We start from the raw sequence: 26954 nt of genomic DNA, 5'->3' as shown, positions 1-26954 counted from the left end.
ACACCCACCCACCCCCGGAACCGCCCCCGGCGTCACCCACCCTCCCGAAAGCCCCCCCAACAGCACCCCCCACCCCCCACCACCCCCTTTGCCTCCCTGCAAGGGAAAGCGCAGGGTGGGTACGGAGGAGGCCCCCCATGACCACCCTTGAGGAACAGATCGACATAGCCGCCCCCGCCCTGGCCGCCTGGGAGCAACTCCACCGGGTGCACGAGTACCCCCAGTTCGTCGAGGGCGTCCGCACCGCCCACCCGCACGGCCGCAACCTCGCCCACCTCGGCGTCCAGGTCGGCACGACGGAGCGGTCGGTGGACACCGAGATCACCGACCGCGGCCGGGGCCGGGTGATGGCCTGGCGGACGCTGGACTCCGTCCACCTCCGGGGTGCCTTCGCCCTGCTGCCGCTCGACGCCGGGCACACCCGGCTGCAGATCCGGGTGGAGTACGACCCCGAGGCGCTGCACCGCGCGTTCGGCGGCCCGCGCGGCTTCGCCCAGGCCGGGGCGATCGAACGCGCGGTGCGCGGCGACCTCGAACACTTCCGAGAGCTGGTCGAAGCCCGGGTGAGCGCCGCCGACGGCCACCCGGCCACCACCCCCCAGGACCCGTAAGAACGGCATAAGCCCAGCTCAGCAAGGGTGGTGAGGCTGTTCACAGCCTCCCGCCGACCAGACCGTTCCGCTGTCGACCTGTGGCACACTCGGGACCCATGGACATCGGCCCGGTCACCAGGACGCTCCGCGCGGCGGTCTTCGCCGCGCTGGTCGTGCTGCTCGCCGGGCTCGGCCAGGTGCTGGTCACCGGCCGCTCGCTGCCGGTCGGCACGATGGGTCTGGCCTCCGCCGGCGTCTTCGTCCTGGCCTTCGCCCTGGCCGGCCGCGAACGCGGCTACCCGGCGGTCGCGGCGGCCTTCCTGCCGCTGCAACTGGGCGTCAGCGCCCTGTTCGACGTGGCCCAACGTTCCTGCCCCTCCCTTCCGGCCGACGCCGGGCACGGCTTCCAGCCGCTGCTGTGCGGCGGCGGTTCGCTCGGCGGGTTCCTGCTCGGCCACGGCGTGTCCGAGCAGGCCGGCGTCCTGCTGCTCCTGCTGCTGCACACGGTGATCGCGCTGGCCGGGGCGTTCTGGCTGCGCCGCGCGGACGCCGCGCTGGCCGGCCTCGGCCGGGCCCTGGTGGTGCTGGGCGAGTTCCTGCGGCGCCACCTGCCGGCCGCCGCCCGTTGGCTGCGGCTGCTCTTCCCGCCCGGCCCGGCCCGCCCGGTGGTCCGGGTGCCGTTCCCCCGGGCCAGCCGCTCGCTGGTCCCGGCCGAGGACGCGGTCGTCCGTCCGGCCGTCCGGCGCGGTCCGCCGGTGTTCGCCCTGGCCGTCTGAGCCCGAGCCGTTCCCGCCCCTGTCCCCAGGGCCCTGGCCCCCTCCCTCAGCGGTCGTCTCTCTCCCACGCGCCGACCGATCCCGGTCCCGGTCCCGATCCCGATCCCGGTCCCGGTCGCGCCGCCCTTCCGCACGCCCGAGAGCACAGGACGAAACCATGAGCAACACCCGCAGGACCGACCCGAAGACCAATGCCACCGAGCGCATGCGCGCCGCCCGCGCCCAGGCCGAGCGCTCCGACCGGATCCGCCGCCGGGTGGTGGTCGGTGCCGCCTCCGCCGCCGTGCTGGCCCTCGCGGCCGGGGTGGCCTTCGCCGTCGGCGGCTCCTCCGGCTCCTCCTCGGACTCCGCCGCCGGCGGCCCGCTGGTCGCGCCCGCCAACACCACCGGTCCCGACGGCACGGTGATCACCTACGGCAAGGCCGACGCCCCGCACACCCTGGAAATCTACGAGGACTTCCGCTGCCCGTTCTGCGAGCAGCTGGAGACCACGACGGGGAAGACCGTTCAGCAGCTCGCCGACAACGGCACCTACAAAATCGAGTACCACCTGGCGACGTTCCTGGACAAGAACCTCGGCGGCAAGGGCTCGCGCACCGCGCTGGCCGCCGCCGGTGCGGCGCTGAACGAGGGGGTGGACAAGTTCAAGGCCTTCCACGACGTGCTGTACGCCAACCAGCCCGACGAGCGCAGCGACGCCTTCGGCGACGTCAACCACATCCTCGACCTGGCCGGCCAGGTGCCCGGGCTGAAGACCGACGGCTTCGTCAAGGCCGTCCAGGACGGCACCTACGCGCCGTGGGCGGCGAAGGTGAACGAGGAGTTCAACAAGAGCGACGTCACCGGCACCCCGACCGTCAAGCTCGACGGCAGGAAGCTGAACGTGCTCACCAACGGCAAGGCCGCCTCGCACGAGGAGTTCACCGCGATGGTCAAGCAGGTGACCGGGTGACGACCGCCGCCCCCGACGCGCGAACCCCCGACGCGCGAACCCCCACCGCGCGGACCTTCGGCGCGAGCCGTCCCCTTGCCTGGCTTCTGCTGATCGGCGGCGCGGTCGGACTGTTCGCCTCGGCAGTCCTCACCCTGGACAAGATCCGTCTGCTGGAGGACCCGTCGTACGTCCCCAGCTGCAACATCAACCCCATCATCAGCTGCGGTTCGATCATGCGCAGCGACCAGGCCTCGGCCTTCGGGTTCCCCAACTCGCTGATCGGCCTGGTCGCCTTCGGGGTGGTGATCGCGGTCGGCGCCGGGCTGCTCGCCGGGGCCGCGTACCGGCGCTGGTTCTGGCTCGGGCTGCAGGCCGGGACGGTCTTCGGGATCGGCTTCGTGACCTGGCTGATGTACCAGACGCTGTACCGGATCGGCGCGCTCTGCCCGTACTGCATGGTGGTGTGGGCCGCGATGATCCCGCTGTTCTGGTACACGACCCTGCACAACCTGCGCTCCGGCGTGATCCCGGTCGGCCCGAGGGGGCGGCTGGTGGTGCGGGAGGCCGCGCGCTACCACTGGGTCGTCCCGGCGCTGTGGTACGCCGTGATCGCGCTGCTGGTGCTCAACCGGTTCTGGTACTACTGGAGCACCCTGATCTGATCCCGTCCGCCGTCCGCTCCCGGCGAGGGGGCGGACGGCGCAGGCGGTGGCCTCTCCCTCAGCGGCGGCGAACCTGCGCCGCCCGGGACCGGGATGCTACTTCGGCAGCCCGGTGAGCTCGGTGAAGGCCGCCGTGCCCGAGTAGCCGATCAGGAAGCCCACCAGCACTCCGCCCCAGAAGTCCTCGACCGTGACGAAGGAGGGCGCCTCCGACTTCCGCGCGGCGAAGACGATCGCCGCGCCGCTGAGGATCACGGCCAGCACGAGCGAACCGATGGTCGCCCCGAGGTGCTGCTCGACCAGCGCGCCCAGGCTCCGTGCCTCCTGGAGCGAGCGGGCGGTGCTGCCGACCAGTCCCCCGGCCACCCCGCCGGTCATCACGTTCCACAGGGCGGCCTTGAGCGGGACGGTCAGGGCGGTGGTGTTGGCGAAGACCCTCCGGCGCTCCGGTCCGGGCGGCGGCGCGACCTCCTGTCGCGGGGTCAGCCCGTAGATCACGGTGAACTGGAGGCGGTAGCTCGCGGGCACGAAGAACGGGCTGCGCCCGGTGCCCAGGCGGATGGTCCAGACGTCGGTGGACCCGGGTTCCAGCGCCGTCCCCCGGGGGAGCGAACCGATCAGCGGTACCCGCTCCTCGGCCTTCCGGTCCAGGTGCACGGTCAGGGTCGTCCGGTCGTAGGCGTGGACGTTGGTCCGCGCGGCCCGCCCGTACAGGACCACCGTCGAGTTGCCGTAGGCATGGAGGTTGAGCTGGTCGTCGGCACCGTCGAGGCGTGCCTGGTCACGGGCGATCGCCTGGTCCAGGGCGGCGATCTCGTCCTCGATCTCCTGCCGTTCCCCGGGCGGCAGCACCGGCAAGAGGCGCTCCACCAGCCGCCGCCTGCGGTTCCGGCCTTCCGTGACGGCGGCCGTCAACCGTTCGACCTCGTCCTGCGGGAGGGCGGGCTCCGACGGCTTGTCGGGCCGTTCGGGCGCCCGCCACTCCAGCTGGGTCGGCAGGCTCAGTTCGACTGCGTCGATCCACACGGGGACCGAGAAGGGGTTCTTGACGTGCAGGTAGACCGTGAAGTCCGTGCCCGAGTACACCTGCGGGACGGAGAGGTCGACCGAGAGGTCCAGCAGACCGAACTGGGCCGGGTGCTCCGGCGGCGGGGTGCTCACCCGGACAGGCTAGTCAGGCCGGCCCGTCCGGGTCCCGGATTCGGCCGGTCCTCAGCCCTCGTCCGGTCCTCAGCCCTCGGCCGGCTCGAAGGCGTACCGCTCGACCTCGGCGAGGAGTTCGGCCCGCCGCCGCTCGTCGATGAAGGACGCCCGGAAGGAGTTGGCGGCCAGTCGCCGCAGGGTCTCCGGGTCGAGGGCCAGGGCCTGCCGGACGGCGCGGAAGTTGTCCTCGACGTAGCCGCCGAAGTAGGCCGGGTCGTCGGAGTTGACGGTGACCAGCAGCCCGGCGTCCAGCATCTCGCGCAGCGGGTGGTCGGCGAGGGTGTCGATGCAGCGCAGGCGGACGTTGGAGAGCGGGCAGAGGGTGAGCGGGATCTGCTCGCGGACCAGGCGGGCCACGAGTTCGCCGTCCTCCAGGCAGCGCAGCCCGTGGTCGATCCGCTCGACGCCCAGGACGTCCAGCGCCTCGGTGATGTACGAGGCCGGGCCTTCCTCGCCCGCGTGGGCGACCCGGCGCAGCCCGGCCTCGGCGGCCCGGCGGTAGACCTCGCGGAACTTCGCGGGCGGGTTGCCGACCTCGGCCGAGTCCAGGCCGATGCCCGAGATCCGGTCGAAGTACGGGCGGGCGGCCTCGAAGGTCTCCAGTGCGGAGTCGGCGGACTCGTCGCGCAGGAAGCACATGATCAGCTGGGTGCTGATGCCGTACCGCTCCTCGCTGCCGGCCAGCGCCCGGGTCAGTCCGTCCACCACCACGCCGAGCGGCACTCCCCGGGCGGTGTGCGCCTGCGGGTCGAAGAAGATCTCCGCGTGCCGCACGCCCTGCTCGGCCGCCCGGGCCAGGTAGGCGTCCGCGAGGTCGGCGAAGTCCTGCTCGGTGCGCAGCACGGCCATCAGCGCGTAGTAGAGGTCCAGGAAGGACTGGAGGTCGCTGAAGGAGTACGCCTTCCGCAGTTCCCCGGTGTCGGCGTAGGGCAGCGCGACGGAGTTGCGGGCGGCGAGGGCGAAGGCGAGCTCGGGTTCGAGGGTGCCTTCGATGTGCAGGTGGAGTTCGGCCTTGGGAAGCGGCATGTGCGATCCGTCCGTGCTGTTGGGGGGTGAATCTGAAGGTACGGAAGGATTCATCCTAGGATCTTCCCGTTCTCTGGGGCGCCGTGGGCAGTTCCCGGAGGGTGCGCAGCGGCGAGAACAGCGGCAGGGTCCCGGTCAGCGTCAGCAGTCCGGTCATCACCCACATCGTCGCCCGCAGACCGATCAGTTCGCCCAGCGCCCCGCCGGTCAGCGCGCCGAGCGGGATGGTGGCGTGGACGGCGAACATCGAGCCGGCCGTCACCCGGGTGAGCAGCTCGGGCGGGGTGTAGGACTGCCGGAAGCTGCCGACCACGATGTTGCAGAGCACCACTGCCGCGACCACCGCCAGCGAGCCGATCACGTACAGCACCGTTCCGGCGCCCGGCCCGGCCAGCGGCATCAGCAGCCCGAGCGGGGTGCCGGTGAGCAGCACGATCCGCGTCCCGCGGGCCGTCCCGAGCCGCCGGCACAGCGGGCGGGCCGCCAGCGAGCCGAGCACGCCGCCGACCGCGGCCGCGGCGGCGAGGACACCGACCCAGCCGGGGGCTGTCCCGGCCGACCGGACCAGGAACAGCGGCAGGATCGACTGGTAGCCCGTCAGCGCGAAGTTGGCGGCGGCGCCGAAGCACAGGAAGGCGCGCAGGTACGGGTCGCGCAGCAGGAAGGACAGCCCCTCCCGGACCTGTCCGAGCAGGTCCGCCTGCTCGGGGGCCGCCGGCTCCGACCGGGCGCGGATCCCCAGCAGGGTGCCGGCCGCGACCAGGAAGCTCACCGCGTCCACGAGCAATCCGCCGGTCGCGCCGACGAGTTGGACGATCAGCCCGGCGAGCCCGCGCCCGGCGACGTCGGCCGCCGAGCTGCTGCCGGTCAGCTTGGCGTTGCCCTCGATCAGGTCCTCCGGCGCCACCAGTTCGGGCAGGTAGACCTGGTCGGCGGCGTCGAAGAACACCGAGCAGACGCCGCTGAGGAAGGCCACGGCCACCAGCTGCGTCATGCTGAGCACGTTCAACCAGCCGGCCACCGGCACGCTCGCGAACAGGCCGGCGGAGCCGAGGTTGCAGCCGATCATCACGGTCCGCCGGGGCACCCGGCCGACCCACACCCCGGCCGGCAGGCCGAACAGCAGCCAGGGCAGCCAGATCGCACCGGTCAGCAGGCCGGCGGCGAGCGGACCGGCGTCCAGGGCGAGCACGGCGACCAGCGGCAGCGCGACGGTGGTGACGCTGCTGCCCAGCCGGCTGACGGTCTGCCCGGCCCACAGCAGCCGGAAGTCGCGTTGGGCGAACAGGCCCCAGCGGGACGGTACTTCGGGGCTCCCGGACGGCGGGGCGAGGGTGGCCGTCACGGCTTGGCCGGGACGCTGTGGGCGAACGCGAGGACGGTCTCGCGGTCCCGGCCGTCCTCGGGCACCGGCCGGTTCGCCCACTTCTGGATCACCTCGTGGAGGTCCGCGGCCAGCTCCCGGGCCTCCTCCGGGGTGAGCCGCAGCCAGGTCTGGGTGGCCACCGAGCAGCCGTCCCGCCAGTCCGGCCCGTACCCGCCGCGCCGTGCGGCCCATTCCCGGACCAGCTCGACCTGGCGCTCCAGCAGGATCGAGCCGGCCGCTTCGGCGACGGCCTCGGTGACCGGGTCGCCGTCGAAGTCGGCCCTGGTCCAGCTGAGTTCGCGGTCGGCCAGCCGCCACCAGCGCTCGCGCCGGTCCCGGGCGAGTTCGGCCGCCTCCTCGATCAGTCCGCTCTCGGCCAGCACCCTGAGGTGGTGGCTGACGTTGCCGACCGCCTGCCCGGTGCGTTCGGCCAGTTTCCCGACCGTGGCCGGCCCGTCGACCTTGAGCAGGTCGATCAGCCGGCGGCGCAGCGGGTGGGTGAGGGCGGCGAGCACCCGGGAGTCCTGGATCTCCCGGGTGCCGCGCGGGTGGTGGGTGGTCGAGGGCGCGCGGCCCGTCGTGTCGTCCATGCCGGGAGGATATCCACAAGAACTCTTGTACGACACTCCTTTTACAACATCTCTTGTGCACTGCGGTCCGATCGAACGGGTGTACCGGCACCGGACACCGGGCACCCGGTAGGAGGGGGATTCCGCCGAGTTCGCCGAGGAGGGACCGAGATGCGGCACGCCAACGACCCGCACATCCGACCCGAGGGCATCTCCCCGCACGCTCTGGGCAACGACACCCTGCTGCACGAGCTGGAACAGCTGCACCGCACGCGCCACGAGACCTTCCTGTACGGCTCGGAGGAGGCGCTCAACCGGCACACGCTGCGCACCGGGGAGCTGGAGGCCGAGTACCTGCACCGCTTCCCGGGCCGCCAGGTCACCGCGGCCCGGACCAGGGCCGGAGCCCGGGCCCGGGAGGCGGCGGCGCGGGTGGAGTCGCTGCCGGAGTAGCCCGCGGGGCACCGGAGCGGCCGCCGGGGCCGACGAACACCCACCGCCCGACGCACACCGCGGCCCGACGCAGACCGCGGCCCGGCGGGACACGCCGGGCGGCGGTGGCGTGTCCGGGGGCGGGGCGTCGGGGAGGGTGTGAGGACAGACGCACCGGACCCGAACACCACTGGGAGCCCGCATGCCCATCGCCAGTGTCAACCCCGCGACCGGCGAGACCGTCCAGACCTTCGAACCGCTCGACGAGGCCGGGATCGAGCAGCGACTGGCCCGCGCCGAGGCCGCCTTCCACGGCTACCGCAGCACCCCCTTCACCGTCCGCGCAGAACTGATGCACCGGGCGGCCGACCTGCTGGACCAGGACCAGGAGGCCGTCGCCCGGACCATGACCGAGGAGATGGGCAAGCCGCTCGCCGCCTCCCGCGCCGAGGCCGCCAAGTGCGCGAAGTCGATGCGCTGGTACGCCGACAACGCCGAGGCGCTGCTCGCCGACGAGCACCCGGCCCAGGCCGACGTGGCCGACAGCGGGGCCGCCCGGGCGTACGTGCGCTACCGCCCGCTCGGCCCGGTGCTCGCCGTGATGCCGTGGAACTTCCCCTTCTGGCAGGTGATCCGCTTCGCCGCACCGGCCCTGATGGCGGGCAACGTGGGCCTGCTCAAGCACGCCTCCAACGTGCCGCGCACCGCGCTCGCCATCGAGGAGCTGTTCCGGCGGGCAGGCTTCCCGGAGGGCTGCTTCCAGACCCTGCTGATCGGCTCGGGCGCGGTCGACGGCGTGATCCGGGACCGCCGGGTCGCCGCCGTGACCCTGACCGGCAGCGAGCCGGCCGGCCGGGCGGTGGCGGCCACCGCGGCCGACGAGGTGAAGAAGGCCGTGCTGGAGCTGGGCGGCAGCGACCCGTACGTGGTCCTGCCGAGCGCCGACCTGGAGGCCGCCGTGAACACCGCGGTACGGGCCCGGGTGCAGAACAACGGCCAGTCCTGCATCGCCGCCAAGCGCTTCATCGTGCACACCGACGTCTACGACCGCTTCACCGCCGCCTTCACCGAGGCGATGCGGGCCCTGCGGATCGGTGACCCGATGGACGAGGACACCGACGTCGGCCCGCTGGCCAGCCGCCAGGGCCGGGACGATCTGGAGGAGCTGGTCGAGGACGCCCGCACCCACGGCGCCCGGGTCGAGTGCGGCGGCAACCGCCCGATGGGCTGGGACACCGGCTGGTTCTACGAGCCGACCGTCCTGACCGGTGTCACCCCGGCGATGCGGATCCACCAGGAGGAGACCTTCGGCCCGGTGGCCACCGTCTACCGGGTCGCCGACCTGGACGAGGCGGTGGCGCTCGCCAACGACACCCCGTTCGGGCTCAGCTCCAACGTCTGGACCACCGACCCGGACGAGCAGGAGCGCTTCGTCCGCGACATCCAGGCCGGCGGGGTGTTCTTCAATGGCATGACCGCCTCCCACCCGGCGCTGCCCTTCGGCGGCGTCAAGCGCTCGGGCTTCGGGCGGGAGCTGTCCGGCCACGGCATCCGGGAGTTCTGCAACGTCACCACGGTGTGGATCGGCTGAGCCCTCCCGGACGCGCCGTACCGCCCGGCCGGGTCAGGAGGCAGCCGTCCGGTGCCTGCCCCGGCCGGGCGTCGCCCAGCGGGCGATCATGCCCACCAGCGCGATGAAGGTCAGGAACCAGAAGAAGGCCATCAGGCCGAGCATCGGGTCCCACCCGGTCTGGACGGCGACCATGCACAGGCCGATCGAGAGCGCGACCATGAACGTCACCACGGTCGGGCTGAGGCTGAGCAGCCAGTGCCAGACCCGGTGCCCCCGGCTCGGGTTCCGCGGGGCGTCGGGACCGGTGTCGGATTCCTTGTAGGTGAGCAGGTCCATCGGGATCGCCTCCAGTGCTGGAGAGGGGACAGTCCGGCCCGCGCGGTCAGGAGGCCCTGCGCGGAGCCGCGGACTTGCGGGTGGTGGTCTTCTTCGCCGGGGCGGCCTTCTTGGCGGCGGCGCTCTTCCCGGCCGCGGTGCTCTTCGTCGCGGTCCTGCCGGTCGCGGTCTTCGCAGTCGTGTCCGCCGCGGCCGCGGTCTTCGCGGTCGTGCCCTTCGCGGCCGCGGTCCGCTTCGCCGCCGCACGCTTGCCGGGCTGCGGCCCCTCCTCCTCGGCGCCCGGTCCCCGGTGGCCCCCCTTGGCCTGCTTCAGGCTGCTGCGCAGCGCCTCCATCAGGTCGATCACGTTGTCCGGCGCCGCGCCGGCCTCCTCCTCGTGCGGGACCTCGACGCCTTCCAGCCGGGCGGTGATCACCTGCTGGAGAGCCCGCTGGTAGTCGTCGTGCAGCTGGGAGAGGTCGAAGTCCTCGGAGAGGGTGTCCATCAGCGAGCGCGCCATCTTGAGCTCCTGCGGCCGCACCGTGACGTTCTCCTCGGGCGCGATCCCGGCCGCCGGGCGGACCTCGTCGGGCCAGATGCAGGTCTGCAGCACCAGCGTCCCGTCGTGCACCCTGAGCACCGCGGGCGACTCCCGGGTGCGCAGCGCGATCTTGGTGACGGCGATCTGCCCGGACTCGACCAGGGCGTCGCGCAGCAGGGCGTACGGCTTGGCGGCGGCCTTGTCGGCGACGCCGACGTAGTAGGCCTTGGAGAACATCAGCGGGTCGATCTCGGTCGCGTCCACGAAGGCCAGCACGTCGATGATCTTCTTGCTGGGCAGGGGCAGGTCGGCGAGGTCCTCGTCGCTGAGCGTGACCGTCCGGCCGTCGGGCGACTCGTAGCCCTTGGCGATCTCGGCGTACGGGACCTCCTTCTCCTCCCGCTCGCAGTACCGCTTCATCCGCACCCGCCCGCCGTCCTTGGCGTGCACCTGGTGCAGCGGGACGTCGTGCTCCTGGGTCGCGGAGTAGAGATGGACGGGGATGCTGACCAGCCCGAAGCTGATCGTCCCCTTCCAGGTGGTCTGCATGGAGTGGCTCCGAGAACATCAGAAGTGCCCCGAGACTCCCACTGTGCCCGGGTTTGCCACGATCGGCCACAGATCGGCCACAGCTCGGCCCCCGCGGGCCGACGAGAACCCCGGAACCAATGACGGTGCATCAGATCTGAGGTTTCCATGCCACCTCTCCACCCACCCTGACCTGGGCTTTTGTGTTCGGTAAGCGAACAGTTATCAAAGCTTTGTTCCGATACTCGGGCGTAGAAGTTAGGTTGCACCGCAATGCGCGGATCTGTCCCCCACCCTGCGGCACGACGAGCCGAGGGTCATGCCGCGCCGGAAAGGCAGAGGACACCCTCCATGAGTGCGGACACCACCAAGCAGGCGGCGGGCGCCACCCAGGCCCCCCACCAGCTCGGCCCCGTCGGACACGGTGGCGACGGCCACCTGAAGGCCGGGCTCAAGAACCGCCACCTGTCGATGATCGCCATCGGCGGTGTGATCGGCGCCGGCCTGTTCGTCGGCTCCGGCGCGGGCATCGCGTCCACCGGCCCCGGCATCCTGCTCTCCTACACCCTGGCCGGCGTGCTGGTGGTGCTGGTGATGCGGATGCTGGGCGAGATGGCCGCGGCCGACCCGCAGAGCGGCTCGTTCTCGGCGTACGCGGACCGCGCGCTGGGCCGCTGGGCCGGCTTCACCATCGGCTGGCTCTACTGGTTCTTCTGGGTCGTGGTGCTCGCGGTCGAGGCCACCGCCGGCGCCAAGATCCTCAACAACTGGGTGCCGGGCGTACCCCAGTGGGGCTGGGCGCTGATAGTGATGGGCGTCCTGACCGCCACCAACCTGTTCTCGGTCGCCTCCTACGGCGAGTTCGAGTTCTGGTTCGCCGGTATCAAGGTGGTCGCGATCGCCGCGTTCCTGGTGATCGGCACCCTCGCCGCCTTCGGCCTGATGCCCGGCACCCACGCGGTCGGCACCACCAACCTCACCGGTCAGGGCGGTTTCCTGCCGCACGGGGTGGGCGCCGTGTTCACCGGCATGCTCACCGTGGTCTTCGCCTTCATGGGCAGCGAGATCGTGACCCTGGCGGCCGGCGAGTCCGAGGACCCGGAGAAGGCGGTCAGCAAGGCCACCAACAGCGTCATCTGGCGCATCGGGATCTTCTACCTCGGCTCGATCCTGCTCGTGGTCACCCTGCTGCCCTGGAACTCCCCCGAGGTCAAGGCCAGCCCGTACGTGGCCGTGCTGGACCACGTGGGCATCCCGCACGCCGGCCAGGTGATGGACGTGATCGTGCTGACGGCCGTGCTGTCCTGCCTCAACTCCGGGATGTACACGGCCTCCCGGATGGCCTTCTCGCTCGGCCGGCGCGGCGACGCCCCGAAGGCCTTCGCGACCGTGACCTCGCGCGGCGTGCCGCGGGTGGCCATCCTCTCCTCGGTGGTGTTCGGCTTCGTCGCCGTCTTCTTCAACTACACCTCGCCGAAGACCGTGTTCGCCTTCCTGCTGAACTCCTCCGGGGCCGTCGCGCTGTTCGTCTGGCTGGTCATCTGCGCCACCCAGCTGCGGATGCGCAAGATCATCGAGCGCGAGATGCCCGAGCGGCACACCGTCCGGATGTGGCTGTACCCCTATCTCACCTGGGTCGCCATCGGCATGATCGGCTTCGTGATGGTCTACATGTTCACGGACGACGACGGACGCCAGCAGATGTACCTGTCGCTGGCCGCCGCGGCGATCGTGCTCGCCGCCTCGGCCGTGGTGAGCCGGCGGCGGAAGGCGGCGGTGGCGGCGAAGTCCTGATCCGCCCGCGCCGCGCTTGAACGCCGGGCCCGGGAGCCGTTGCGGAGGCTCCCGGGCCCGGTGCCGTTTCCCGGCCGCCACCGCGCCCCCGTGCGCGTCCACCGCGCCGTCCCCGGCGGCGGCCACCGGACGGTCACGCTGCGTCGATGTCGGCGCCGCCCGCGTGTGAGCCCGCCCACAGGGGGTTTCGCATCTACGGCCCTGGATAGTGGACACGGTCGGGGCACCGGCGGAACGACCCCGGCCGCCGATCCCGGGCGGCCCACGCGTCCGCCGTACCCGCCCTGAAGAACGCAGGCCATCGCCGCTTCCGGCCCCAGCTTCCGCCGACGCGGGCCGCCCGCGACCCCCAGGTGTCCAAAACGGACAAACATCCCCAAACTCACCGACCAGCCCGGTCCCGCCCGCCCCACACCCACTACGGGGCGTAGTAGCGAACGCCTTTGCCACCCGTCTCCGGCCCTGCCAAGAATGGCCCGTCGCCAGGCAGCGCCGGCCGGCCGAGTCCGCCGTGCGCAGCCCGCCCGCCCCGCCTTCACCGCCGGGGCGCCACGGCCGTCCCGGGCGGCCGCGCGGGCCCCGCTCACCCGGAGCCCACGCGATGCCCGCCCAGTGCTCCGGCACGGCCCCCGACGGAAAAGGATTGTCCGCTCCATGCAGCTCAGCCATGCCCGCCGCAACTCCCTGATTACCGGCGTCGCCACCCTGGTGGTCGCGAGCGCCGCCACTGCCGCTCTCGCCATCCCGCAGGCCGGGGGCTCCACCGAGGCCGCCGCCCCGGTGGCCGCCGTCTCGGTGGACGGCAAGCCGGTCGGCGACCAGGGCCGGGCCGACGCCGCTGCCGCTGCCGAGAAGGCCGCCCAGGACGCCAAGGCGGCCCAGGACGCCAAGGACGCCCAGGACGCGCAGGCGAAGGCCCAGGCCGACGCCGCCGCCCAGGCCCAGGCCGAGGCCGACGCGAAGGCCCAGGCGGATGCCAAGGCCCAGGCCGACGCGGCCGCCTCCCGCTCCCAGCAGCGCCAGAACCTGAACAGCTACTCCGGCACCCCGCAGCAGATCGCCGCGCAGATCGTGCCGGCCGGCCAGCTGCAGTGTTTCAGCAACATCGTGTTCCGCGAGAGCAGCTGGAACCCGCTGGCCGTCAACGCCTCCTCCGGCGCCTACGGCCTGGTCCAGGCCCTGCCCGGCTCCAAGATGGCCTCGGCCGGCGCCGACTGGCGCACCAACCCGGCCACCCAGATCAAGTGGGGCCTGGACTACATGAACAGCCGCTACGGCAGCCCCTGCGGCGCCTGGTCGTTCTGGCAGGCCCACCACTGGTACTGAGCCGACCCGGCACTCCGTACACGCCCCAGGCCCGCGACGCACACCGCGTCGCGGGCCTCGCGGCGTCGCCGGTCGGCGTGTGCACGTCCAGAAGGCGACGTGAAGATATGGCGCACGCTCGTACGATTTGGCACTGATTGCCCTGAGTTACACACCGTCAGGCCTTTGCCACGGTTCGCCCGCCCTCTTACGCTCCGGCGTCATGCCCTCACCCCTGATCAGCGTCGTGCTCCCCGCCTACGACCAGCACGGACAGCTCGCCGACTGCCTGGACTCGCTGCTCGCCCAGTCCCTGGCGAACGTCGAGGTGATCGTGGTCGCCGACCGCTCCCCCGAGACCGCGGGCGGGCTCGCGGACGCGTTCGCGGCCCGGCACCCGCAGGTGTCGGTGCTGCACCTGAACGCGGCGGTCGGGGTCGGAGTGAGCCGGAACGCGGGTGCGGCGCGGGCCTCGGGCGACTACCTGCTGTTCCTGGACGCCGACCACCTGCTCCCCCGGGACGCCCTCCAGGCGCTCGCCGACCGGCTCCAGCAGACCGGCCCGGTCGATGTCCTGCTGTTCGGCCACTCCCGCCGCCACAACGACCGCGACTGGCCGGGCGGCGCCGAGGCCCTGCTCGCCGAGGCCGGCCCGGAGCCCTTCGCCCCCTTCGACCGCCCCGCGCTCTTCGGCGCCCCGCCGCTGGTCTGGGACCGGCTGATCCGCCGCGGCCACTGGGAGGACCTGGGGCTCGCCTTCCCCGACGGCCGGTACGAGGAGATTCCGGTCGTCCACGCCGCGCTGCTCGGTGCCCGCAAGGCCGCCGTGCTGGCCCGCGAGTGCGTCCAGCTGCGCCGCCGGGAGACCGTCCACCCGGCCGGCGGCCCCGGCAGCAGCGTCTTCGACCTGTTCGACCAGTACGAGCGCAGCTTCGCCCTGCTGGAGGACCAGCCGCACCTGTACGCGGTGCGCGACGCCCTGTTCATCCGGATGATCCGGCACTACCTGTTCGTCTTCGACCTCGCCGGCTGCGTCGCCCGCGCCGAACGCCCGCAGTTCTTCCACCGGGCCGCCGAGCACCACCGCCGCTTCGTGCCCCCGGGCCACCGCAAGCCGGGCGGCCGCCTGGGCATCAAGTTCACCCTGCTGGCGGGCGGTGCCTACCCGGCCTTCGAGGTCGCCAAGCTCTCGCACATCGCCCGCGGCACCATCACCGGTCGCAAGTAGCGCGGGTCGGTGGCGGGGGTCGCACATGGGCGGGGCCGCCGTCCGCGGCCGGCGCGGCGGCGACCCGCCGCACGGAGACGTTCCAGGACGGCGCGCCGTCCGCCGGAAGGGCAGCGGCTCGCCGATCGGCAGGTGGGCCAGGTAGGCGTCGGCGCCGGCCGGGTCCGCGGGTTCGTTGATCAAGAGTGGCGGGACCGTCACCTGCCACCCCGTCGGCGGTACCCCCGTCGTGCCCGGTTCCCGGACGGCGCCCCGGCTGCGATCATCGGCGGAGCCGTTGCCGCACCCGCCCGGGAGGTCCCTGGTGAGCCGTCCGTCCGCCGCCCCCGGGGCCGAGCTGGCCCGTGAGCTGGCCGCCGTGCTGCGCGGGGAGGTCCGCTTCGGCGCGGCCGAGCGCACGGTCTACAGCCACGACGCCTCCAACTACCGGCAGTTGCCGCTCGGTGTGGTCAAGCCCGCCGACCTGGACGACGTCCGCACCGCGCTGGCGCTGTGCCGCCGTTACGGGGTGCCGGTGGTGGCGCGCGGCGCCGGGACGAGCGTCGGCGGGCAGGCGATCGGCCCCGGCGCGGTGGTGCTGGACTTCCGCCGGCACCTCGGAGCGGTGCTGGAGGTCGATCCGCAGGCCCGCACCGCCCGCGTCCAGCCCGGCACCGTGCTGGACGACCTCCAGCGCGCCGCCAGGCCGTACGGGCTGCGCTTCGGCCCGGACCCGTCCACCCACAGCCGCTGCACGATCGGCGGCATGATCGGCAACGACTCCTGCGGCGCCCACTCGCTCGTCTGGGGCCGCACCGCCGACAACGTGGAGCGGCTGGAACTGCTGCTCGCGGACGGCACCGAGCTGACCGTGGGCGGGCGGCTGACCGGCGCCGAGCGCGCGGCGCTCCGGGAGGCGCCCGGCCGGGCCGGCCAACTCCACACCGAGCTGCAGGAGTTCACCGACCGCAACCTCGCCGTCATCCGCCAGGGCATGCCCCGGCTGCCGCGCCGCACCTCCGGCTACCCGCTGGACGCGCTGTTGCCCGAGCACGGCCACGACCTGGCCCGGGCGCTCACCGGCACCGAGGGCACCTGCGCGCTGCTGCTGGGCGCCACCGTCCGGCTGGTCGACAACCCTCCCGCCCGCGCCCTGGTGGTGGCCGGCTACCCCGACGAGGGCGCCGCCGCCGACGCCGTCCCGGCGCTGCTGCCGTACGGTCCGCTGACCGCCGAGGGCATGGCGGCCGACCTGATCGCCGCACTGCTGGCCGCCGGACCGCGCCCGCCCGCGCTGGACCGGCTGCCCGCGGGCGAGTGCTGGCTGTTCCTGGAGACCGGCGGCGCCACCCCCTTGGAGGCCTACCAGGCCGCCCGCCGACTGGCCGACGCGGTGCGCCGCGAGCACTCGGCCGCCGTCGCCCTGGTCACCGACCCGGTCGAGCAGCGCCAGCTGTGGGCCGTCCGGGAGGCGGGCGCCGGGATCGTCACCCGGCTGCCCGGAGGCGGCGAGGCCTGGCCCGGCTGGGAGGACTCCGCCGTCCCGCCCGAGCGGCTCGGCGCCTACCTGCGGGACCTGCGCGCCCTGCTCCGCCGGCACGGGCTGCGCGGCGTGCCGTACGGGCACTTCGGCGACGGCTGCGTACACCTGCGGATCGACTTCCCGCTGGAGCGGCCCCGAGGCGCCCGGGTCTTCCGGGAGTTCCTGGAGCAGGCCGCCGACCTGGTGGTCTCCCACGGCGGTTCGCTCTCCGGTGAGCACGGGGACGGGCAGGCCCGCGCCGAGCTGCTCACGCGCATGTATCCGCCCGAGGTCATGCGGCTGTTCGGCGAGTTCAAGCGGATCTGGGATCCGGAGAACCTGCTCAACCCGGGCGCCCTGGTGGACCCGCGGCCGCTCGACGCCGACCTGCGCTTCGTCACCTCCCCGCGCCGCCTGCCGCTGGCCCTGCCGTACGAGCAGGACGGCGGCAGCCTGACCAAGGCGGTGCACCGCTGCGTCGGCGTCGCCAAGTGCGTGGACCCGACCACCGGGGTGATGTGCCCGAGCTACATGGCGACCGGCGAGGAGCGGCACTCCACCAGAGGCCGGGCCCGGCTGCTCGCCGAGATGCTGCGCGGGGACACCATCCCGGACGGCTGGCGCTCGGAGGAGGTGCGGGAGGCGCTGGACCTCTGCCTGAGCTGCAAGGGCTGCGCGAGCGACTGCCCGGTGCACGTCGACATGGCGACCTACAAGACCGAGTTCCTGCACCAGCACTACCGCCGCCGGCCCCGCCCGCTGTCGCACTACTCGATGGGCCGGCTGCCGCTGTGGCTGCGGGCGGTCGCGCTCGCTCCGGGGGCCGCCAACTCGCTGGTCCGCTCCCCGGCCGGCGCGCTGCTCAAGCGGCTCGGCGGGATCGACCGGCGCCGGGTGCTGCCGGTCTTCCCGCCCGAGACCTTCACCCGCTGGTACCGGCGGCACCGCGCCGCCCACCCTGCCCCGGCGGGCGCGCGCCCGGTGCTGCTGTGGCCGGACACCTTCTCCAACCACCTCCAGCCGAACGTGCTCCGCTCGGCCGTCGAGGTGCTGGAGCACCTGGGCTTCGACGTCCGGCTTCCGGAAGGACCGGTGTGCTGCGGCCTCACCTGGTACTCCACCGGTCAACTCGGCGCTGCCCGCAGGGTGTTGCGGCGCAGCCTGGGCGCGCTGGCGGCCGCCGGGGTGCCGGCCGGCACCCCCGTGGTCGGTCTGGACCCCAGCTGCACCGCCACCCTGCGCGAGGACCTGCCCCGTCTGCTCGGCGCGGACGGCCGCCCGCTCTCCGAGCGGACCCGCACCTTCGCCGAGTTCATCGACGAGCACGCCCCGGACGCCCCGCTCCCGCAGGTCCGGCTGGACGCCGTCACCCAGACCCACTGCCACCAGCACGCGGTCCTCGGCAGCGCGGCCGACCGCCGGATCGAGGCCCGACTGGGCCTGCACAACCGGGTGCTGGACTCCGGCTGCTGCGGACTGGCGGGCAACTTCGGCTTCGAGCGGGGCCACTTCGAGGTGTCCGAGGCGATCGCCGAGCGGGTGCTGCTGCCCGAGGTCCGGGCGGCCGGCCCCGATACGGTGGTCCTGGCGGACGGCTTCAGCTGCCGCACCCAGATCGCCCAACTCGCGGACGGGCGACGGGCCCTGCACCTGGCGGAACTGATCGCCCGGGAGCTGCGTGCCGCCGACCGGCCGACCGACTGACCGACCGTGCTGCCCGGGCCACCCTGGCTACCGGTGCTCGGCGAGGAAGGCCCCGGCGTGCGCCGCGGCCTCCTCCCGGGTGGGGTGGCCGGCCGCCGACCGGCCGGTCTCGCCGTCCGTGCCGGTGGCCGTCCAGCGCCAGCCGCCCGAGGCCTCGTCGCGGACCAACTCGGCGGTCCCGCCGTACGACTGCTCGCCGAGACCCTGCCGCTGGACGCCGAGCGCCGGGAGAAGTCCGCGCTCTGGCTCTCCTTCGTCACCGCCGCCCGCACCCGGCCCGAACTGCGACCACGCGCCGCGGAGTTGCAGGCCGGCCTGGACGAGCTGGTCCGGCGCGTCCTGGTCGAGGCGGACCGCTCCGGCGCCCTCGCGCCCGGCCTCGACCTCGACCTGGAGACCCGCCGCCTCTCCGCCCTGCTGGACGGCCTCACCCTCCAGGCCGTCCAGCACCCCGACCTGGTCGGGCCGGACGAGCTGCACGCCGTGCTCCGCCGCCACCTGGACACCCTGGCCGCCTCCTGACACCGCGCCAACGCGCCCGGCACAATGGCGTGATGACCCTCACCCCCGCCGAGGCGGACAAGCTCCTCGCCGACAACTTCGCCCCCTGGGTTCAGGCACTCGGGCTGACCACCGTCGGGACCGGCGAGCGGCACGCCGTGCTGCGACTGCCCTGGTCCGACCAACTCGCCCGCGAAGGCGGCGGGTTGTCCGGTCAGGCACTGATGGCCGCCGCCGACACCGCCTGCGTGGTCGCGCTCTCGGCCGCCCGGGGCGGATTCGCGCCGATGACCACCGTCCAGCAGTCCAGCAGCTTCCAGCGCGCGGTCAGCGGCCGGGACGTCCTGGTCCACGCCGTGGTCACCAAGCTCGGGCGCCGGATCGCCTTCCTCGACGTGACCCTCACCGCCGAGGGCGCCGAGGAGCCGGCCGCCCGGGCCACCTCGGTCTACGCGCTGGGCTGACGTGCGGGTGCGACCGGCCCGCGGGCAGCGGGCCCGGTCGCACCCGGGCATCCGGCTCGATCAGCCCTGCAGCGCCTCCTTCTTCGGCGGCTCCTCCGCGCACACCGCCGCCACGAACTCGGCGAGCCGCGCCTGCGGCAGCCCGCGCGCGATGTCCGCCTCGCTGATCATTCCGACCAGCTTGTGCTCCGGGTGGTTGATCACCGGCAGCCGGCGGACCTGGTACTGCTCCATCACGCGCAGCACCTGCTCGCAGTCCTCGTCCGCCTCCACCGTCATCGGCCGCCCGAGCGCCAGATCGCCCGCCGTCACCTGTGCCGGGTCATGCCCCTCCGCGACGCAGCGCAGCACGATGTCGCGGTCGGTCACGATCCCCAGCAGCTTGTCGTTCTCCCCGCAGATGGGCAGCGCGCCCACGTGCCGTTCCCGCATGATCCGGGCGGCGGCCGCGAGCGTCTCGTGCTCGCGGATGCACTCCGCGCCCTGGTGCATGATGTCGCCGGCTCTGGTCATGGTCCGCCTCCTGACCTCGCTCCCTCTCGTCCATCGTGGTCCGGGCCGGTGCCGCACGCCACCGGGCGCCCGTCAGGGCATCGCCCCCGGCTCCGCGGGCTCGCCCGGCCCCCCGTTCCCGTCCGCCTGCGCGCGACCGCCCTCCAGGTCCTTGCCCTCCAACGGCGAGCGGGCCAACAGATCCTCCAACGGCGGGATTTCGTGCTTGGGCTGCTCCCGGTCGAGGTCCGGCTCCGGCACCTCGCCGCTCTCCACCGCCTGCTCCGCGGACTTCGCCGCGGCCGCCACCGCGGCGGCCGCCAGCAGGTCCCGCTGCTGGGACTCCGTCGCACTGTCCAGGAACCGCAGCAACTCCACCGGGAACGGCAGCACCAGCGTCGAGTTCTTCTCCGCCGCCACCTCCACCACGGTCTGCAGCAGCCGCAGCTGCAGCGCCGCGGGGGTCGCGCTCATCACCGCCGCCGCCTCCGACAGGCGCTCCGAGGCCTGGTACTCGCCGTCCGCCGTGATGATCCGCGCCCGCCGCTCCCGCTCGGCCTCCGCCTGCCGCGCGATCGAGCGCTTCATCGACTCCGGCAGGGCGACATCCTTGATCTCCACCCGGTCGATCTGGATGCCCCAGCCCAGCGCCGGGCTGTCGATCATCAACTCCAGGCCCTGGTTGATCGGTTCGCGGTTGGCCAGCAGGTCGTCCAGTTCGCTCTTGCCGATGATCGACCGCAGCGAGGTCTGCGCGACCTGGGAGATCGCGAAGTTGTAGTCCTGCACGTTGACCGTCGCCTTCACCGGGTCCTGCACCTGGAAGTAGACCACCGCGTCCACCCGCACGGTCACGTTGTCCCGGGTGATGCCCTCCTGCGCCGGGATCGGCATCGTCACGATCTGCACGTTCACCCGGCGCAGCCGGTCCGCGATCGGCATCAGCGCGACCAGCCCCGGCTCCCGGACCTCCTCGCGCACCCGCCCGAAACGGAACACCACGCCCTTCTGGAACTGCTGGACCACCCGGATGCTCAGCCCCGCCCAGACCACCCCCAGCCCGACCAGCCCCCCGAGCGCCCCCAGCACCGCATCGACGATCATCGCGGCCTCCTCGCGGCCTCCGCGCACACCCTCGCCTCCGGCGACCGGTGACCGGTGACCGGACCGGCCGGGGCCGTCGGAGCAACTGATTCCACGCTACGCCTGCCCGTCGGCGATCGGACCGGACGGGCTGCGCCGCCTAGGATCGGGACCATGCAGCTGGTCCCCGCCGACGACCCGAACCATCCCCGTCACCCCGCCGAGGCCGCCGCCCGCGCCACCGGAGTCGCCGAACTCGACCGCGTCGTCACCGGCTGCCGGGCCTGCCCGCGGCTGGTCGAATGGCGCGAGGAGGCCGCCCGCACCAAGCGCCGCGCCTACCAGGACTGGGACTACTGGGCCCGTCCCATCCCCGGCTTCGGCCCGCCCGAGGCCCCGCTCGTCATGGTGGGCCTCGCCCCCGCCGCCCACGGCGGCAACCGCACCGGCCGGATCTTCACCGGCGACCCCTCCGGCGACCTCCTGTACGCGGCCCTCTACGAACTCGGACTCGCCAACCGCCCGCACTCCGTCCGCCACGGCGACGGCCTGGAGCTGTACGGCGTCCGGATCACCGACCCGGTCCGCTGCGCCCCGCCCGACAACAAGCCCAGCACCGCCGAACGCGACACCTGCCGCCCCTGGATCGCCCGCGAGATGGAGCTGCTGCGCCCCACCGTGCGCACGGTCATCGCCCTCGGCGGCTTCGCCTGGCAGGCGATGCTGCCGGTGATCGCCGACGCCGGCTGGGTGGTCCCGCGCCCCCGCCCCGCCTTCGGCCACGCCGCCCTGGCCACCTTCCCGGCCCGCGACGGCGGCCCCGACCTGCGGCTCTACGGCTGCTACCACGTGAGTCCGCGCAACACGAACACCGGCCGGCTCACCACCACGATGCTCCGCGACCTGCTCCGCGAGGCGGCCCTCTCGGCGGGGCTCAGGCCCCGTTAGCGCCCAGCGCCTCGGTCCCACCGTCGGACGGCCGCGATGCCGCCGGTCCCCCAGCCCTCGGCGGGAGTGCCCCCCTGGGGGACACGGGCGCACCTCGCAGCCCGGTCACCGGCGCTCCCGGTCACGGGCGCTCCCGGTCACCGGCCTGCGACGCACACGCCGCGGCGCCGCGTGCCGTTTCGACGGGATCCGCCGGACAGGCCCAGCCGAACCGGGTCAACTTCCGCTTCGCCGCGTGCGCCCACACCTCCGGCAGTCGCCCCCGGGCCTCCTGGGCCGTCGCCAGCTGGCCCGCGTAGAGCACCCCGTAGGCGAAGGGCTCGCCGTCCTCGGCGGCTCGGTCGGCCAGGGCCGCAGCGGCGACCACCGCGTCCTGGTGTTCGCCCAGCAGTTCCTGGACGGCCTTCATCCGCTCCACGTAGCGCTCCGCCACCGGGCCGACGGCGGAGGCGGCCGTCTCTCCGGCGTAGCGGGCGCGTTTTGCGGCCTTGCGGGCCTCGTGCAGGGCACGGTCGCGGTGCCCGGGACCGGCGGCGAGGGCGGTGCGGACGCGGCGGGCCGTCCGGCGCTGCTCGCGGGCGGCGATGCGGGCGAGTTCGGGGGCGGCGGCGCGGGCGGCCCGGGGGCGCAGCGGCGGGTCGGCGAGCAGGGCGGCCAGAGCCGCGGCGAGGGAGCGGCGGCGGGGGCTGTCGAGGGCGGCGACCACCTCGGGCCGGACCCGGCGGTACTCGGCCCGGCCCCACTGTTCCAGGGCCTCCGCGACCCGTTCCGGTTCGCAGGCGGCGGGCAGCTCGCGGGCCCGGGCGGCCAGCCGTTCGGCCAGCACCTCGCGGTCCCGGGCGCGGCCCAGCGCGGCGCCCAGCCAGCGCAGGTCGGCGACCAGGGCGTCAGTGGCGCCGGGGGCGAGGAGGCGACGGAAGGTCCGCAGGGCGCTGCGCAGCCGCCGGCAGGCGACCCGCATCCGGTGGACCGCGTCGGCTTCGTCCGCTCGGACGGCGTCGTCCAGTCCGGCGAGCACCACCGCCTGGGCCTCGATGCGGTCCAGCAGCACCTGTCCGACCGTGGTGTCGGGCCTCGCCATGCGTGTGCACCCCCTCGCCGGGATGTCTTCCAGGCTAGTCGCGCGGGCCGTCCTGTCGACCGCTCGGTGGCCTGAGGAGGCATCACCCGGACGCCGTATGCGTACGCGCTCTCGTGTCCGCCGTAAGGGGCATGGCATACTCCGGAGCGTGATGACCTCCACCCATGCGACCAGGGCCCTGCGGGCCGCGGTGTTCACCGCGCTCGCCGTGCCGATGGCCGCTCTGGGCCAGGTCGTCATCACCGGTCGCCCGCTGCCGTTGTCGCTGGTGGCCACGGCGAGTGCCGTGGTGTTCCTGGTCGCGGCCGTGCCGGCCGGCGGGGAGCGACGGCTGCTGCACATCTCCGGGGTGATGGTGCCGGTCGAGCTGCTGCTCAACACCACCTTCAACCTGGGGCAGACCGGCTGTGGGCCGGTGCTGTCCGAGCACGTCTCCGCGCGCGGGGTGAACCTGCTGGTCTGCGGCGGCGGTTCGGTGGACGGCTCGCTGCTGGGGGCCCCGCTGGGCCACGCCGGACAGTTGGCGCCCGCCGCGACCCAGCTGCTGCTCCTGCTGGTGCACCTGGTGATCGCGCTGGCGGCCTCCGCCTGGTTGCGGCTGGGCGACTCCGCGCTGACCGGCCTGGCCCGGGCGCTGCGCGCGCTGCGCCAGTCGGTGGCCCGCCCGCTTCGGGCGCTGCTCGTCCTGCTGGTCCCCGCTCCGGTGCGCCCGGTGCTGCGGGTGCCGCTGCCGGTGTCGGACCACGAGCGGCCGCGCCGCGAGGACGTGGTGCTGAGCCCGGCTCCCCGGCGTGGTCCGCCGGTCCTCGCGCCTGCCTGCTGAGCGCGTACCCCGCTCCCGTGCCCACGGTTCCGTGCGCACGTCTCCTTGGAGCACGGTCCCGTACGCCCCAGGCAGTGCGCCCAACTCCCGCGTCACTTGTCCCCGCCGCACCCGGCTGTGCGGCCACCCGCGCGCACCCGCGCGCCGCGTACAGGAGTTGACTTCCCCATGGCTCAGAACCCCACCAAGCGCGAGGCCAAGCGCATCAGCGCCCGCGAGCGCATCCAGGAGGCGCAGCGCCGCGAGCAGCAGGCCGCCAAGCGCCGTCAGCGGATCGTCGTCTCGGTCTCCGCCGTCGTCGTGCTCGCCCTGGCGGGCGGTGTGGCGCTCGCGATCAACACCGGTTCGAAGAAGGACGACCCGGCCGCCGCGGCCGCCTCCGCGGCCCCGCTGGTCGTGCCGGCCAACGCCACCGGTCCGGACGGCACGGTGATCACCTACGGCAAGGCCGACGCCCCGCACACCATGGAGGTGTACGAGGACTTCCGCTGCCCGGTCTGCAAGCACTTCGAGGCGGCGAACGGCCAGACGGTCAAGGAGCTGACCCAGGACGGCCGGATCAAGGTGGAGTTCCATCTGGCCGCCTTCCTGGACAAGAACCTCGGCGGCAAGGGCTCGCGCACCGCCCTCGCCGCGGCCGGAGCCGCGCTGAACGAGGGCGTGGACAAGTTCAAGGCGTTCCACGACGTGCTGTACGCCAACCAGCCGGACGAGCGCGAGGACGGTTTCGGCGACGTTAACCACCTGCTGGACCTGGCGGGCCAGGTGCCGGGGCTGAAGACGGACGCCTTCGTGAAGGCGGTCACCGACCGGACGTACGCGCCGTGGGCGGCGAAGGTGGCCGACGCGTTCAACAACAGCCAGGTGACCGGCACCCCGACGGTCAAGGTGGACGGCAAGCCGATCAACCTGTTCACGGGCAACGCCGCGGCGTCCCCCGAGCAGTTCACCGCCCAGGTCAAGCAGGCCGCCGGCCTCCAGTAGGCCGCACCGCCCCGCGCTGCACCGCACGGCACCACCGGTCCGGCCGAACTCCCGGCCGGACCGGCCCCTCCCAGCCAGCCCCGGAGTGTGCTGTCATGACCGCGACCACCGTGCCTCTCTCCCGCCCCGCCCCCGACGCCGCCGGCCCCGGCCCGATCGGCGCGAGCCGGGCTCTCGCCCTGCTGCTGTTCCTCGGCGGACTGGTCGGCCTCACCGCCTCGGCCGTGCTGACCTTCGACAAGCTCCGCATCCTGGAGAACCCGTCGTACGTCCCCAGCTGCAACATCAATCCGATCATCAGCTGCGGTTCGGTGATGCGCACCGAGGAGGCCGCGGTGTTCGGCTTCCCGAACTCGCTGCTCGGCCTGGCCGCCTTCGGCGCGCTGGCGGCGATCGGCGCGGGACTGCTGGCCGGTGCCGCCTACCGGCGCTGGTTCTGGCTGGGCCTGCAGGCCGGGACCACCCTGGGCATCGTGTTCACCCACTGGCTGATCGACCAGTCGCTGTACGGCATCGGCGCGCTGTGCCCGTACTGCATGGTGGTGTGGGCGACGACGGTGGTGCTGTTCTGGTACATCACGCTGCACAACCTGCGCACCGGCGTGGTCCCGGTCGGGCCGCGGACGGAGACGGTCGTCCGGGAGGCGGCGCGCTACCACTGGGCGCTGCCGGTGCTGTGGGCGGCCGTGATCGCCCTGCTGGTGCTCAACCGGTTCTGGTACTACTGGAGCACCCTGGTCTGACCCCCCGGGTTCACCCCACGTACCCCGCCGAGTGCAGCAGCGTGGCCGCGCCGGTGCGCCGGGCCTCCAGGGCCCCGGTGAGCCGGCCCGCCGCACAGGGGTGCAGCAGGGCGGCCGCCCGGGCCGGGGTGAAGTAGCCGTGGTCGGCGATCTCCTCCGCCTGGAGCCGGACCACCGCGCCCGGCTCGACCACGCCGCCGTCGAACATGAAGTGCACGGCCGGGTGGGCGTGTCGGCCCTGGTCGGGGATCGCCTCGCGCCACTCCACCACCAGCAACCGCAGGTCCCGCGCCACCAGCCCGGTCTCCTCCCACAGTTCCCGGGCCGCGCACTCGGCGGGCCCCTCCCCCGGGTCCATCCCGCCGCCGGGGAACTGCCACTGGTCGAGGTAACTGGCCTTCAGCAGCAGGACCTTGCCGTCCCGGTCGGTGAGGAGCACGCTGCAGCCGATGTAGGCGCGCACCATCCGGGAGAGCCACTCCTCCTCCGAGAGCTCCCAGGTGTCCGTCATCGCGCCTCCTCCGCCGGCCGTCCTCCGTCGCGGCCACCCTGCCCCGACCGCCGCTGCGCGAAAGGCGGTTCGTACCTAATCCACCCGATCGGGTTGCGCGCTCGTCTCACCCGAAGACGGCCCGCCGGAAGGCGTTGCGCAGGTCGGTGAGGGACTGGGTGATCCGGCTGTGGTGCACCTGGTTGGTGAGCAGCAGGGCCCAGCGGCCGAGCCGGCGGGAGACCCAGATGCCGGTACCGGTGAAGCCGTAGTGGACGAAGGTGCCCTCGGCGGGACCGGTGCCCGGGGCGTACAGCCAGGACAGGCCGCGGGCGGGAGCGAGGCCGCCGGTCTGTTCGCGCAGCGATTCGGTGATCCACGGTTCGCCCCAGGGGAGTCGGGGCGGCGGGGCGAGCAGGGCGGTGAGGAAGCGGGCGAGGTCGGGGGCGGTGGAGAAGGCCCCGGCGTTGCCGGAGACGCCGCCGAGCAACCGGGCGGAGGGGTCGTGCACCACGCCGCGCAGGTGGGCGCCGGCCGACGGGTCGTACTCGGTGGGCGCGGTGCGGGCGGTGTCCGCGGCGTCGAGCGGCCCGTAGCGGGTGTCGGCCATGCCCAGCGGCCGCCAGGCCCAGCGGGCGGCGAGTTCGTCCAGTGGGGCGCCGCCGAGGTCCTCGACCAGGTAGGTGAGCAGTACGGCGGCGCGGTCGGTGTACTCGACGGCGGTCCCCGGCGCGCGGTGCAGCGGGGCCGCGATCACCCCGGCCCGGATCGCCGCCGGTGCCCGCCCGTAGAGCTGCTCGAAGCGGGTGTACGGGAGCAGACCGGCGGTGTGGGCGAGGAGTTGACGGGCCGTCACCGCACCGGCCGGCCGCCCGGCGGTGGGCGGCCACCAGCGGCCGAGCGGTTCGTCCAGCGGCAGCCGCCCGGCCCGCCACAGCACCCCGGCGCAGGGCCAGAGCGCCACGATCTTGGTGAGGCTGGCGAGGTCGTACAGCGTGTCCGGCCCGGCGGCGAGCCGCGCGTACGGGCCCTGCCCGAGCGCGCCGTGGCCACCGCCGCCGAGCGTGCCCCCGGCGTCGCCGACGGCCCAGACGGCGCCGGCCCCGAGAGTGCGCACACCCTCGCGGACCAGTCGGTCCAGCTGGCCGCCGGGCGCGGCGAGGGCGGGAAGCCGTTCGGTGTCGGGCGGTTGGTGGCTCACCACCGGTGTCTACCCGGCGCGCGCACCGCCCAGACCCGTCGGCACCCCCGCCGCCGGCACCCCCGCCGTCGACGCCCGACCGCGACCGCGACCG

At 73.7% G+C, this 26954-nt stretch carries 27 protein-coding genes; 16 read left to right on the top strand and 11 right to left on the bottom strand.

The window, feature by feature from the left end:
• Positions 1 to 137: 137 nt before the first annotated feature.
• From ACIRVF_RS14980 to ACIRVF_RS14965, 4 genes are all read left to right on the top strand, one after another.
• The gene (locus ACIRVF_RS14980; protein WP_402816814.1) at positions 138 to 611 is read left to right on the top strand and encodes an SRPBCC family protein; all 474 of its coding nucleotides are present in this window, start codon (positions 138 to 140) and stop codon (positions 609 to 611) included.
• A gap of 98 nt (positions 612 to 709) precedes the next feature.
• A complete protein-coding gene (locus ACIRVF_RS14975; protein ID WP_402816812.1) occupies positions 710 to 1369 on the top strand; it encodes a hypothetical protein in 660 nt (219 codons plus the stop codon).
• Between the two features lie 157 nt (positions 1370 to 1526).
• Entirely contained in the window at positions 1527 to 2321 is a 795-nt protein-coding gene (locus tag ACIRVF_RS14970; protein ID WP_402816810.1) for a DsbA family protein, read from the top strand.
• Positions 2318 to 2965 carry a vitamin K epoxide reductase family protein gene (locus tag ACIRVF_RS14965; protein ID WP_402816808.1) on the top strand — a complete coding sequence of 216 codons (648 nt, stop codon included), beginning with the start codon at positions 2318 to 2320 and terminating at the stop codon, positions 2963 to 2965. The genes ACIRVF_RS14970 and ACIRVF_RS14965 overlap by 4 nt, the downstream gene beginning before the upstream one ends.
• Before the next feature lie 96 nt (positions 2966 to 3061).
• Here ACIRVF_RS14965 and ACIRVF_RS14960 read toward each other — a convergent pair whose 3' ends face one another.
• The 4 genes from ACIRVF_RS14960 to ACIRVF_RS14945 all read right to left on the bottom strand — a co-directional run bounded on the left by ACIRVF_RS14960 (position 3062) and on the right by ACIRVF_RS14945 (position 7150).
• Complete coding sequence (locus ACIRVF_RS14960; RefSeq protein WP_402816806.1) at positions 3062 to 4126, bottom strand: hypothetical protein; 1065 nt, start codon at positions 4124 to 4126, stop codon at positions 3062 to 3064.
• Positions 4127 to 4195: 69 nt separating this feature from the next.
• Positions 4196 to 5194 carry an adenosine deaminase gene (locus ACIRVF_RS14955; RefSeq protein WP_402816804.1) on the bottom strand — a complete coding sequence of 333 codons (999 nt, stop codon included), beginning with the start codon at positions 5192 to 5194 and terminating at the stop codon, positions 4196 to 4198.
• Between the two features lie 55 nt (positions 5195 to 5249).
• Complete coding sequence (locus ACIRVF_RS14950) at positions 5250 to 6539, bottom strand: MFS transporter (RefSeq protein ID WP_402816802.1); 1290 nt, start codon at positions 6537 to 6539, stop codon at positions 5250 to 5252.
• Complete coding sequence (locus ACIRVF_RS14945; RefSeq protein WP_402816800.1) at positions 6536 to 7150, bottom strand: ArsR/SmtB family transcription factor; 615 nt, start codon at positions 7148 to 7150, stop codon at positions 6536 to 6538. Before ACIRVF_RS14945 ends, ACIRVF_RS14950 begins: the two co-directional genes overlap by 4 nt.
• A gap of 150 nt (positions 7151 to 7300) precedes the next feature.
• On the opposite strand from ACIRVF_RS14945, the gene ACIRVF_RS14940 reads away from it, so the two are divergent.
• Complete coding sequence (locus tag ACIRVF_RS14940) at positions 7301 to 7582, top strand: DUF6158 family protein (RefSeq protein ID WP_402816798.1); 282 nt, start codon at positions 7301 to 7303, stop codon at positions 7580 to 7582.
• Positions 7583 to 7763: 181 nt separating this feature from the next.
• Positions 7764 to 9152: an NADP-dependent succinic semialdehyde dehydrogenase gene (locus tag ACIRVF_RS14935; protein WP_402816796.1), complete on the top strand. Its 1389-nt coding sequence runs from the start codon at positions 7764 to 7766 to the stop codon at positions 9150 to 9152.
• Positions 9153 to 9185: 33 nt separating this feature from the next.
• Here the strand turns inward: ACIRVF_RS14935 and ACIRVF_RS14930 are convergent, their stop codons facing one another.
• Both ACIRVF_RS14930 and ACIRVF_RS14925 read right to left on the bottom strand, forming a co-directional pair.
• A complete protein-coding gene (locus ACIRVF_RS14930; RefSeq protein ID WP_402816794.1) occupies positions 9186 to 9470 on the bottom strand; it encodes a hypothetical protein in 285 nt (94 codons plus the stop codon).
• A gap of 46 nt (positions 9471 to 9516) precedes the next feature.
• The gene (locus tag ACIRVF_RS14925) at positions 9517 to 10539 is read right to left on the bottom strand and encodes a Ku protein (protein WP_402816792.1); all 1023 of its coding nucleotides are present in this window, start codon (positions 10537 to 10539) and stop codon (positions 9517 to 9519) included.
• A 330-nt stretch (positions 10540 to 10869) separates the two neighbouring features.
• On the opposite strand from ACIRVF_RS14925, the gene ACIRVF_RS14920 reads away from it, so the two are divergent.
• From ACIRVF_RS14920 to ACIRVF_RS14895, 6 genes are all read left to right on the top strand, one after another.
• Positions 10870 to 12312, top strand: coding sequence for an amino acid permease (locus ACIRVF_RS14920; protein ID WP_402816790.1), 1443 nt, complete (start codon positions 10870 to 10872; stop codon positions 12310 to 12312).
• Positions 12313 to 12966: 654 nt separating this feature from the next.
• Positions 12967 to 13638: a transglycosylase SLT domain-containing protein gene (locus ACIRVF_RS14915; protein WP_402816788.1), complete on the top strand. Its 672-nt coding sequence runs from the start codon at positions 12967 to 12969 to the stop codon at positions 13636 to 13638.
• 202 nt (positions 13639 to 13840) lie between these two features.
• Positions 13841 to 14845, top strand: coding sequence for a glycosyltransferase family 2 protein (locus tag ACIRVF_RS14910; protein ID WP_402816786.1), 1005 nt, complete (start codon positions 13841 to 13843; stop codon positions 14843 to 14845).
• Between the two features lie 304 nt (positions 14846 to 15149).
• Complete coding sequence (locus ACIRVF_RS14905; protein WP_402816784.1) at positions 15150 to 18050, top strand: FAD-binding and (Fe-S)-binding domain-containing protein; 2901 nt, start codon at positions 15150 to 15152, stop codon at positions 18048 to 18050.
• A gap of 33 nt (positions 18051 to 18083) precedes the next feature.
• Positions 18084 to 18572: a TetR family transcriptional regulator C-terminal domain-containing protein gene (locus ACIRVF_RS14900; RefSeq protein WP_402816782.1), complete on the top strand. Its 489-nt coding sequence runs from the start codon at positions 18084 to 18086 to the stop codon at positions 18570 to 18572.
• Between the two features lie 32 nt (positions 18573 to 18604).
• Positions 18605 to 19015 carry a PaaI family thioesterase gene (locus ACIRVF_RS14895; RefSeq protein ID WP_402816780.1) on the top strand — a complete coding sequence of 137 codons (411 nt, stop codon included), beginning with the start codon at positions 18605 to 18607 and terminating at the stop codon, positions 19013 to 19015.
• A 60-nt stretch (positions 19016 to 19075) separates the two neighbouring features.
• On the opposite strand, the gene ACIRVF_RS14890 is transcribed toward ACIRVF_RS14895, so the two are convergent.
• Both ACIRVF_RS14890 and ACIRVF_RS14885 read right to left on the bottom strand, forming a co-directional pair.
• Complete coding sequence (locus ACIRVF_RS14890) at positions 19076 to 19528, bottom strand: CBS domain-containing protein (RefSeq protein ID WP_402816778.1); 453 nt, start codon at positions 19526 to 19528, stop codon at positions 19076 to 19078.
• Positions 19529 to 19600: 72 nt separating this feature from the next.
• The gene (locus ACIRVF_RS14885; RefSeq protein WP_402816776.1) at positions 19601 to 20611 is read right to left on the bottom strand and encodes a slipin family protein; all 1011 of its coding nucleotides are present in this window, start codon (positions 20609 to 20611) and stop codon (positions 19601 to 19603) included.
• Positions 20612 to 20764: 153 nt separating this feature from the next.
• On the opposite strand from ACIRVF_RS14885, the gene ACIRVF_RS14880 reads away from it, so the two are divergent.
• Entirely contained in the window at positions 20765 to 21538 is a 774-nt protein-coding gene (locus ACIRVF_RS14880) for a uracil-DNA glycosylase (protein ID WP_402816774.1), read from the top strand.
• Between the two features lie 121 nt (positions 21539 to 21659).
• Here ACIRVF_RS14880 and ACIRVF_RS14875 read toward each other — a convergent pair whose 3' ends face one another.
• On the bottom strand, positions 21660 to 22619 hold the full coding sequence (locus ACIRVF_RS14875; protein ID WP_402816772.1) for a CHAD domain-containing protein: 960 nt from the start codon (positions 22617 to 22619) through the stop codon (positions 21660 to 21662).
• A 151-nt stretch (positions 22620 to 22770) separates the two neighbouring features.
• Between ACIRVF_RS14875 and ACIRVF_RS14870 the strand changes: the two genes are divergently transcribed.
• The 3 genes from ACIRVF_RS14870 to ACIRVF_RS14860 all read left to right on the top strand — a co-directional run bounded on the left by ACIRVF_RS14870 (position 22771) and on the right by ACIRVF_RS14860 (position 25169).
• Positions 22771 to 23442 carry a hypothetical protein gene (locus ACIRVF_RS14870; RefSeq protein ID WP_402816770.1) on the top strand — a complete coding sequence of 224 codons (672 nt, stop codon included), beginning with the start codon at positions 22771 to 22773 and terminating at the stop codon, positions 23440 to 23442.
• Between the two features lie 168 nt (positions 23443 to 23610).
• Positions 23611 to 24426 carry a DsbA family protein gene (locus ACIRVF_RS14865; RefSeq protein ID WP_402816768.1) on the top strand — a complete coding sequence of 272 codons (816 nt, stop codon included), beginning with the start codon at positions 23611 to 23613 and terminating at the stop codon, positions 24424 to 24426.
• Positions 24427 to 24521: 95 nt separating this feature from the next.
• The gene (locus ACIRVF_RS14860) at positions 24522 to 25169 is read left to right on the top strand and encodes a vitamin K epoxide reductase family protein (protein WP_402816766.1); all 648 of its coding nucleotides are present in this window, start codon (positions 24522 to 24524) and stop codon (positions 25167 to 25169) included.
• Between the two features lie 10 nt (positions 25170 to 25179).
• Here the strand turns inward: ACIRVF_RS14860 and ACIRVF_RS14855 are convergent, their stop codons facing one another.
• A complete protein-coding gene (locus ACIRVF_RS14855) occupies positions 25180 to 25680 on the bottom strand; it encodes an NUDIX domain-containing protein (protein WP_402816764.1) in 501 nt (166 codons plus the stop codon).
• Positions 25681 to 25786: 106 nt separating this feature from the next.
• A complete protein-coding gene (locus ACIRVF_RS14850; RefSeq protein WP_402816762.1) occupies positions 25787 to 26860 on the bottom strand; it encodes a serine hydrolase domain-containing protein in 1074 nt (357 codons plus the stop codon).
• Between the last annotated feature and the right edge of the window lie 94 nt (positions 26861 to 26954).

It is taken from the genome of Kitasatospora sp. NPDC101157 (assembly GCF_044768255.1).
GTDB lineage: Bacteria > Actinomycetota > Actinomycetes > Streptomycetales > Streptomycetaceae > Kitasatospora.
The sequence above is the reverse complement of the archived record's forward strand: the minus strand, read 5'-3'. Positions and strand labels throughout refer to the sequence as shown.

Coding starts and splice junctions, on each gene's coding strand:
- ACIRVF_RS14935 (WP_402816796.1), top strand. CDS start 7,764: ATGCCCATCGCCAGTGTCAACCCCGCGACCGGCGAGACCGTCCAGACC.
- ACIRVF_RS14945 (WP_402816800.1), bottom strand. CDS start 7,150: ATGGACGACACGACGGGCCGCGCGCCCTCGACCACCCACCACCCGCGC.
- ACIRVF_RS14895 (WP_402816780.1), top strand. CDS start 18,605: ATGACCCTCACCCCCGCCGAGGCGGACAAGCTCCTCGCCGACAACTTC.
- ACIRVF_RS14970 (WP_402816810.1), top strand. CDS start 1,527: ATGAGCAACACCCGCAGGACCGACCCGAAGACCAATGCCACCGAGCGC.
- ACIRVF_RS14920 (WP_402816790.1), top strand. CDS start 10,870: ATGAGTGCGGACACCACCAAGCAGGCGGCGGGCGCCACCCAGGCCCCC.
- ACIRVF_RS14955 (WP_402816804.1), bottom strand. CDS start 5,194: ATGCCGCTTCCCAAGGCCGAACTCCACCTGCACATCGAAGGCACCCTC.
- ACIRVF_RS14875 (WP_402816772.1), bottom strand. CDS start 22,619: ATGGCGAGGCCCGACACCACGGTCGGACAGGTGCTGCTGGACCGCATC.
- ACIRVF_RS14860 (WP_402816766.1), top strand. CDS start 24,522: ATGACCGCGACCACCGTGCCTCTCTCCCGCCCCGCCCCCGACGCCGCC.
- ACIRVF_RS14855 (WP_402816764.1), bottom strand. CDS start 25,680: ATGACGGACACCTGGGAGCTCTCGGAGGAGGAGTGGCTCTCCCGGATG.
- ACIRVF_RS14915 (WP_402816788.1), top strand. CDS start 12,967: ATGCAGCTCAGCCATGCCCGCCGCAACTCCCTGATTACCGGCGTCGCC.
- ACIRVF_RS14870 (WP_402816770.1), top strand. CDS start 22,771: ATGACCTCCACCCATGCGACCAGGGCCCTGCGGGCCGCGGTGTTCACC.
- ACIRVF_RS14890 (WP_402816778.1), bottom strand. CDS start 19,528: ATGACCAGAGCCGGCGACATCATGCACCAGGGCGCGGAGTGCATCCGC.
- ACIRVF_RS14940 (WP_402816798.1), top strand. CDS start 7,301: ATGCGGCACGCCAACGACCCGCACATCCGACCCGAGGGCATCTCCCCG.
- ACIRVF_RS14865 (WP_402816768.1), top strand. CDS start 23,611: ATGGCTCAGAACCCCACCAAGCGCGAGGCCAAGCGCATCAGCGCCCGC.
- ACIRVF_RS14980 (WP_402816814.1), top strand. CDS start 138: ATGACCACCCTTGAGGAACAGATCGACATAGCCGCCCCCGCCCTGGCC.
- ACIRVF_RS14880 (WP_402816774.1), top strand. CDS start 20,765: ATGCAGCTGGTCCCCGCCGACGACCCGAACCATCCCCGTCACCCCGCC.
- ACIRVF_RS14975 (WP_402816812.1), top strand. CDS start 710: ATGGACATCGGCCCGGTCACCAGGACGCTCCGCGCGGCGGTCTTCGCC.
- ACIRVF_RS14885 (WP_402816776.1), bottom strand. CDS start 20,611: ATGATCGTCGATGCGGTGCTGGGGGCGCTCGGGGGGCTGGTCGGGCTG.
- ACIRVF_RS14910 (WP_402816786.1), top strand. CDS start 13,841: ATGCCCTCACCCCTGATCAGCGTCGTGCTCCCCGCCTACGACCAGCAC.
- ACIRVF_RS14925 (WP_402816792.1), bottom strand. CDS start 10,539: ATGCAGACCACCTGGAAGGGGACGATCAGCTTCGGGCTGGTCAGCATC.
- ACIRVF_RS14930 (WP_402816794.1), bottom strand. CDS start 9,470: ATGGACCTGCTCACCTACAAGGAATCCGACACCGGTCCCGACGCCCCG.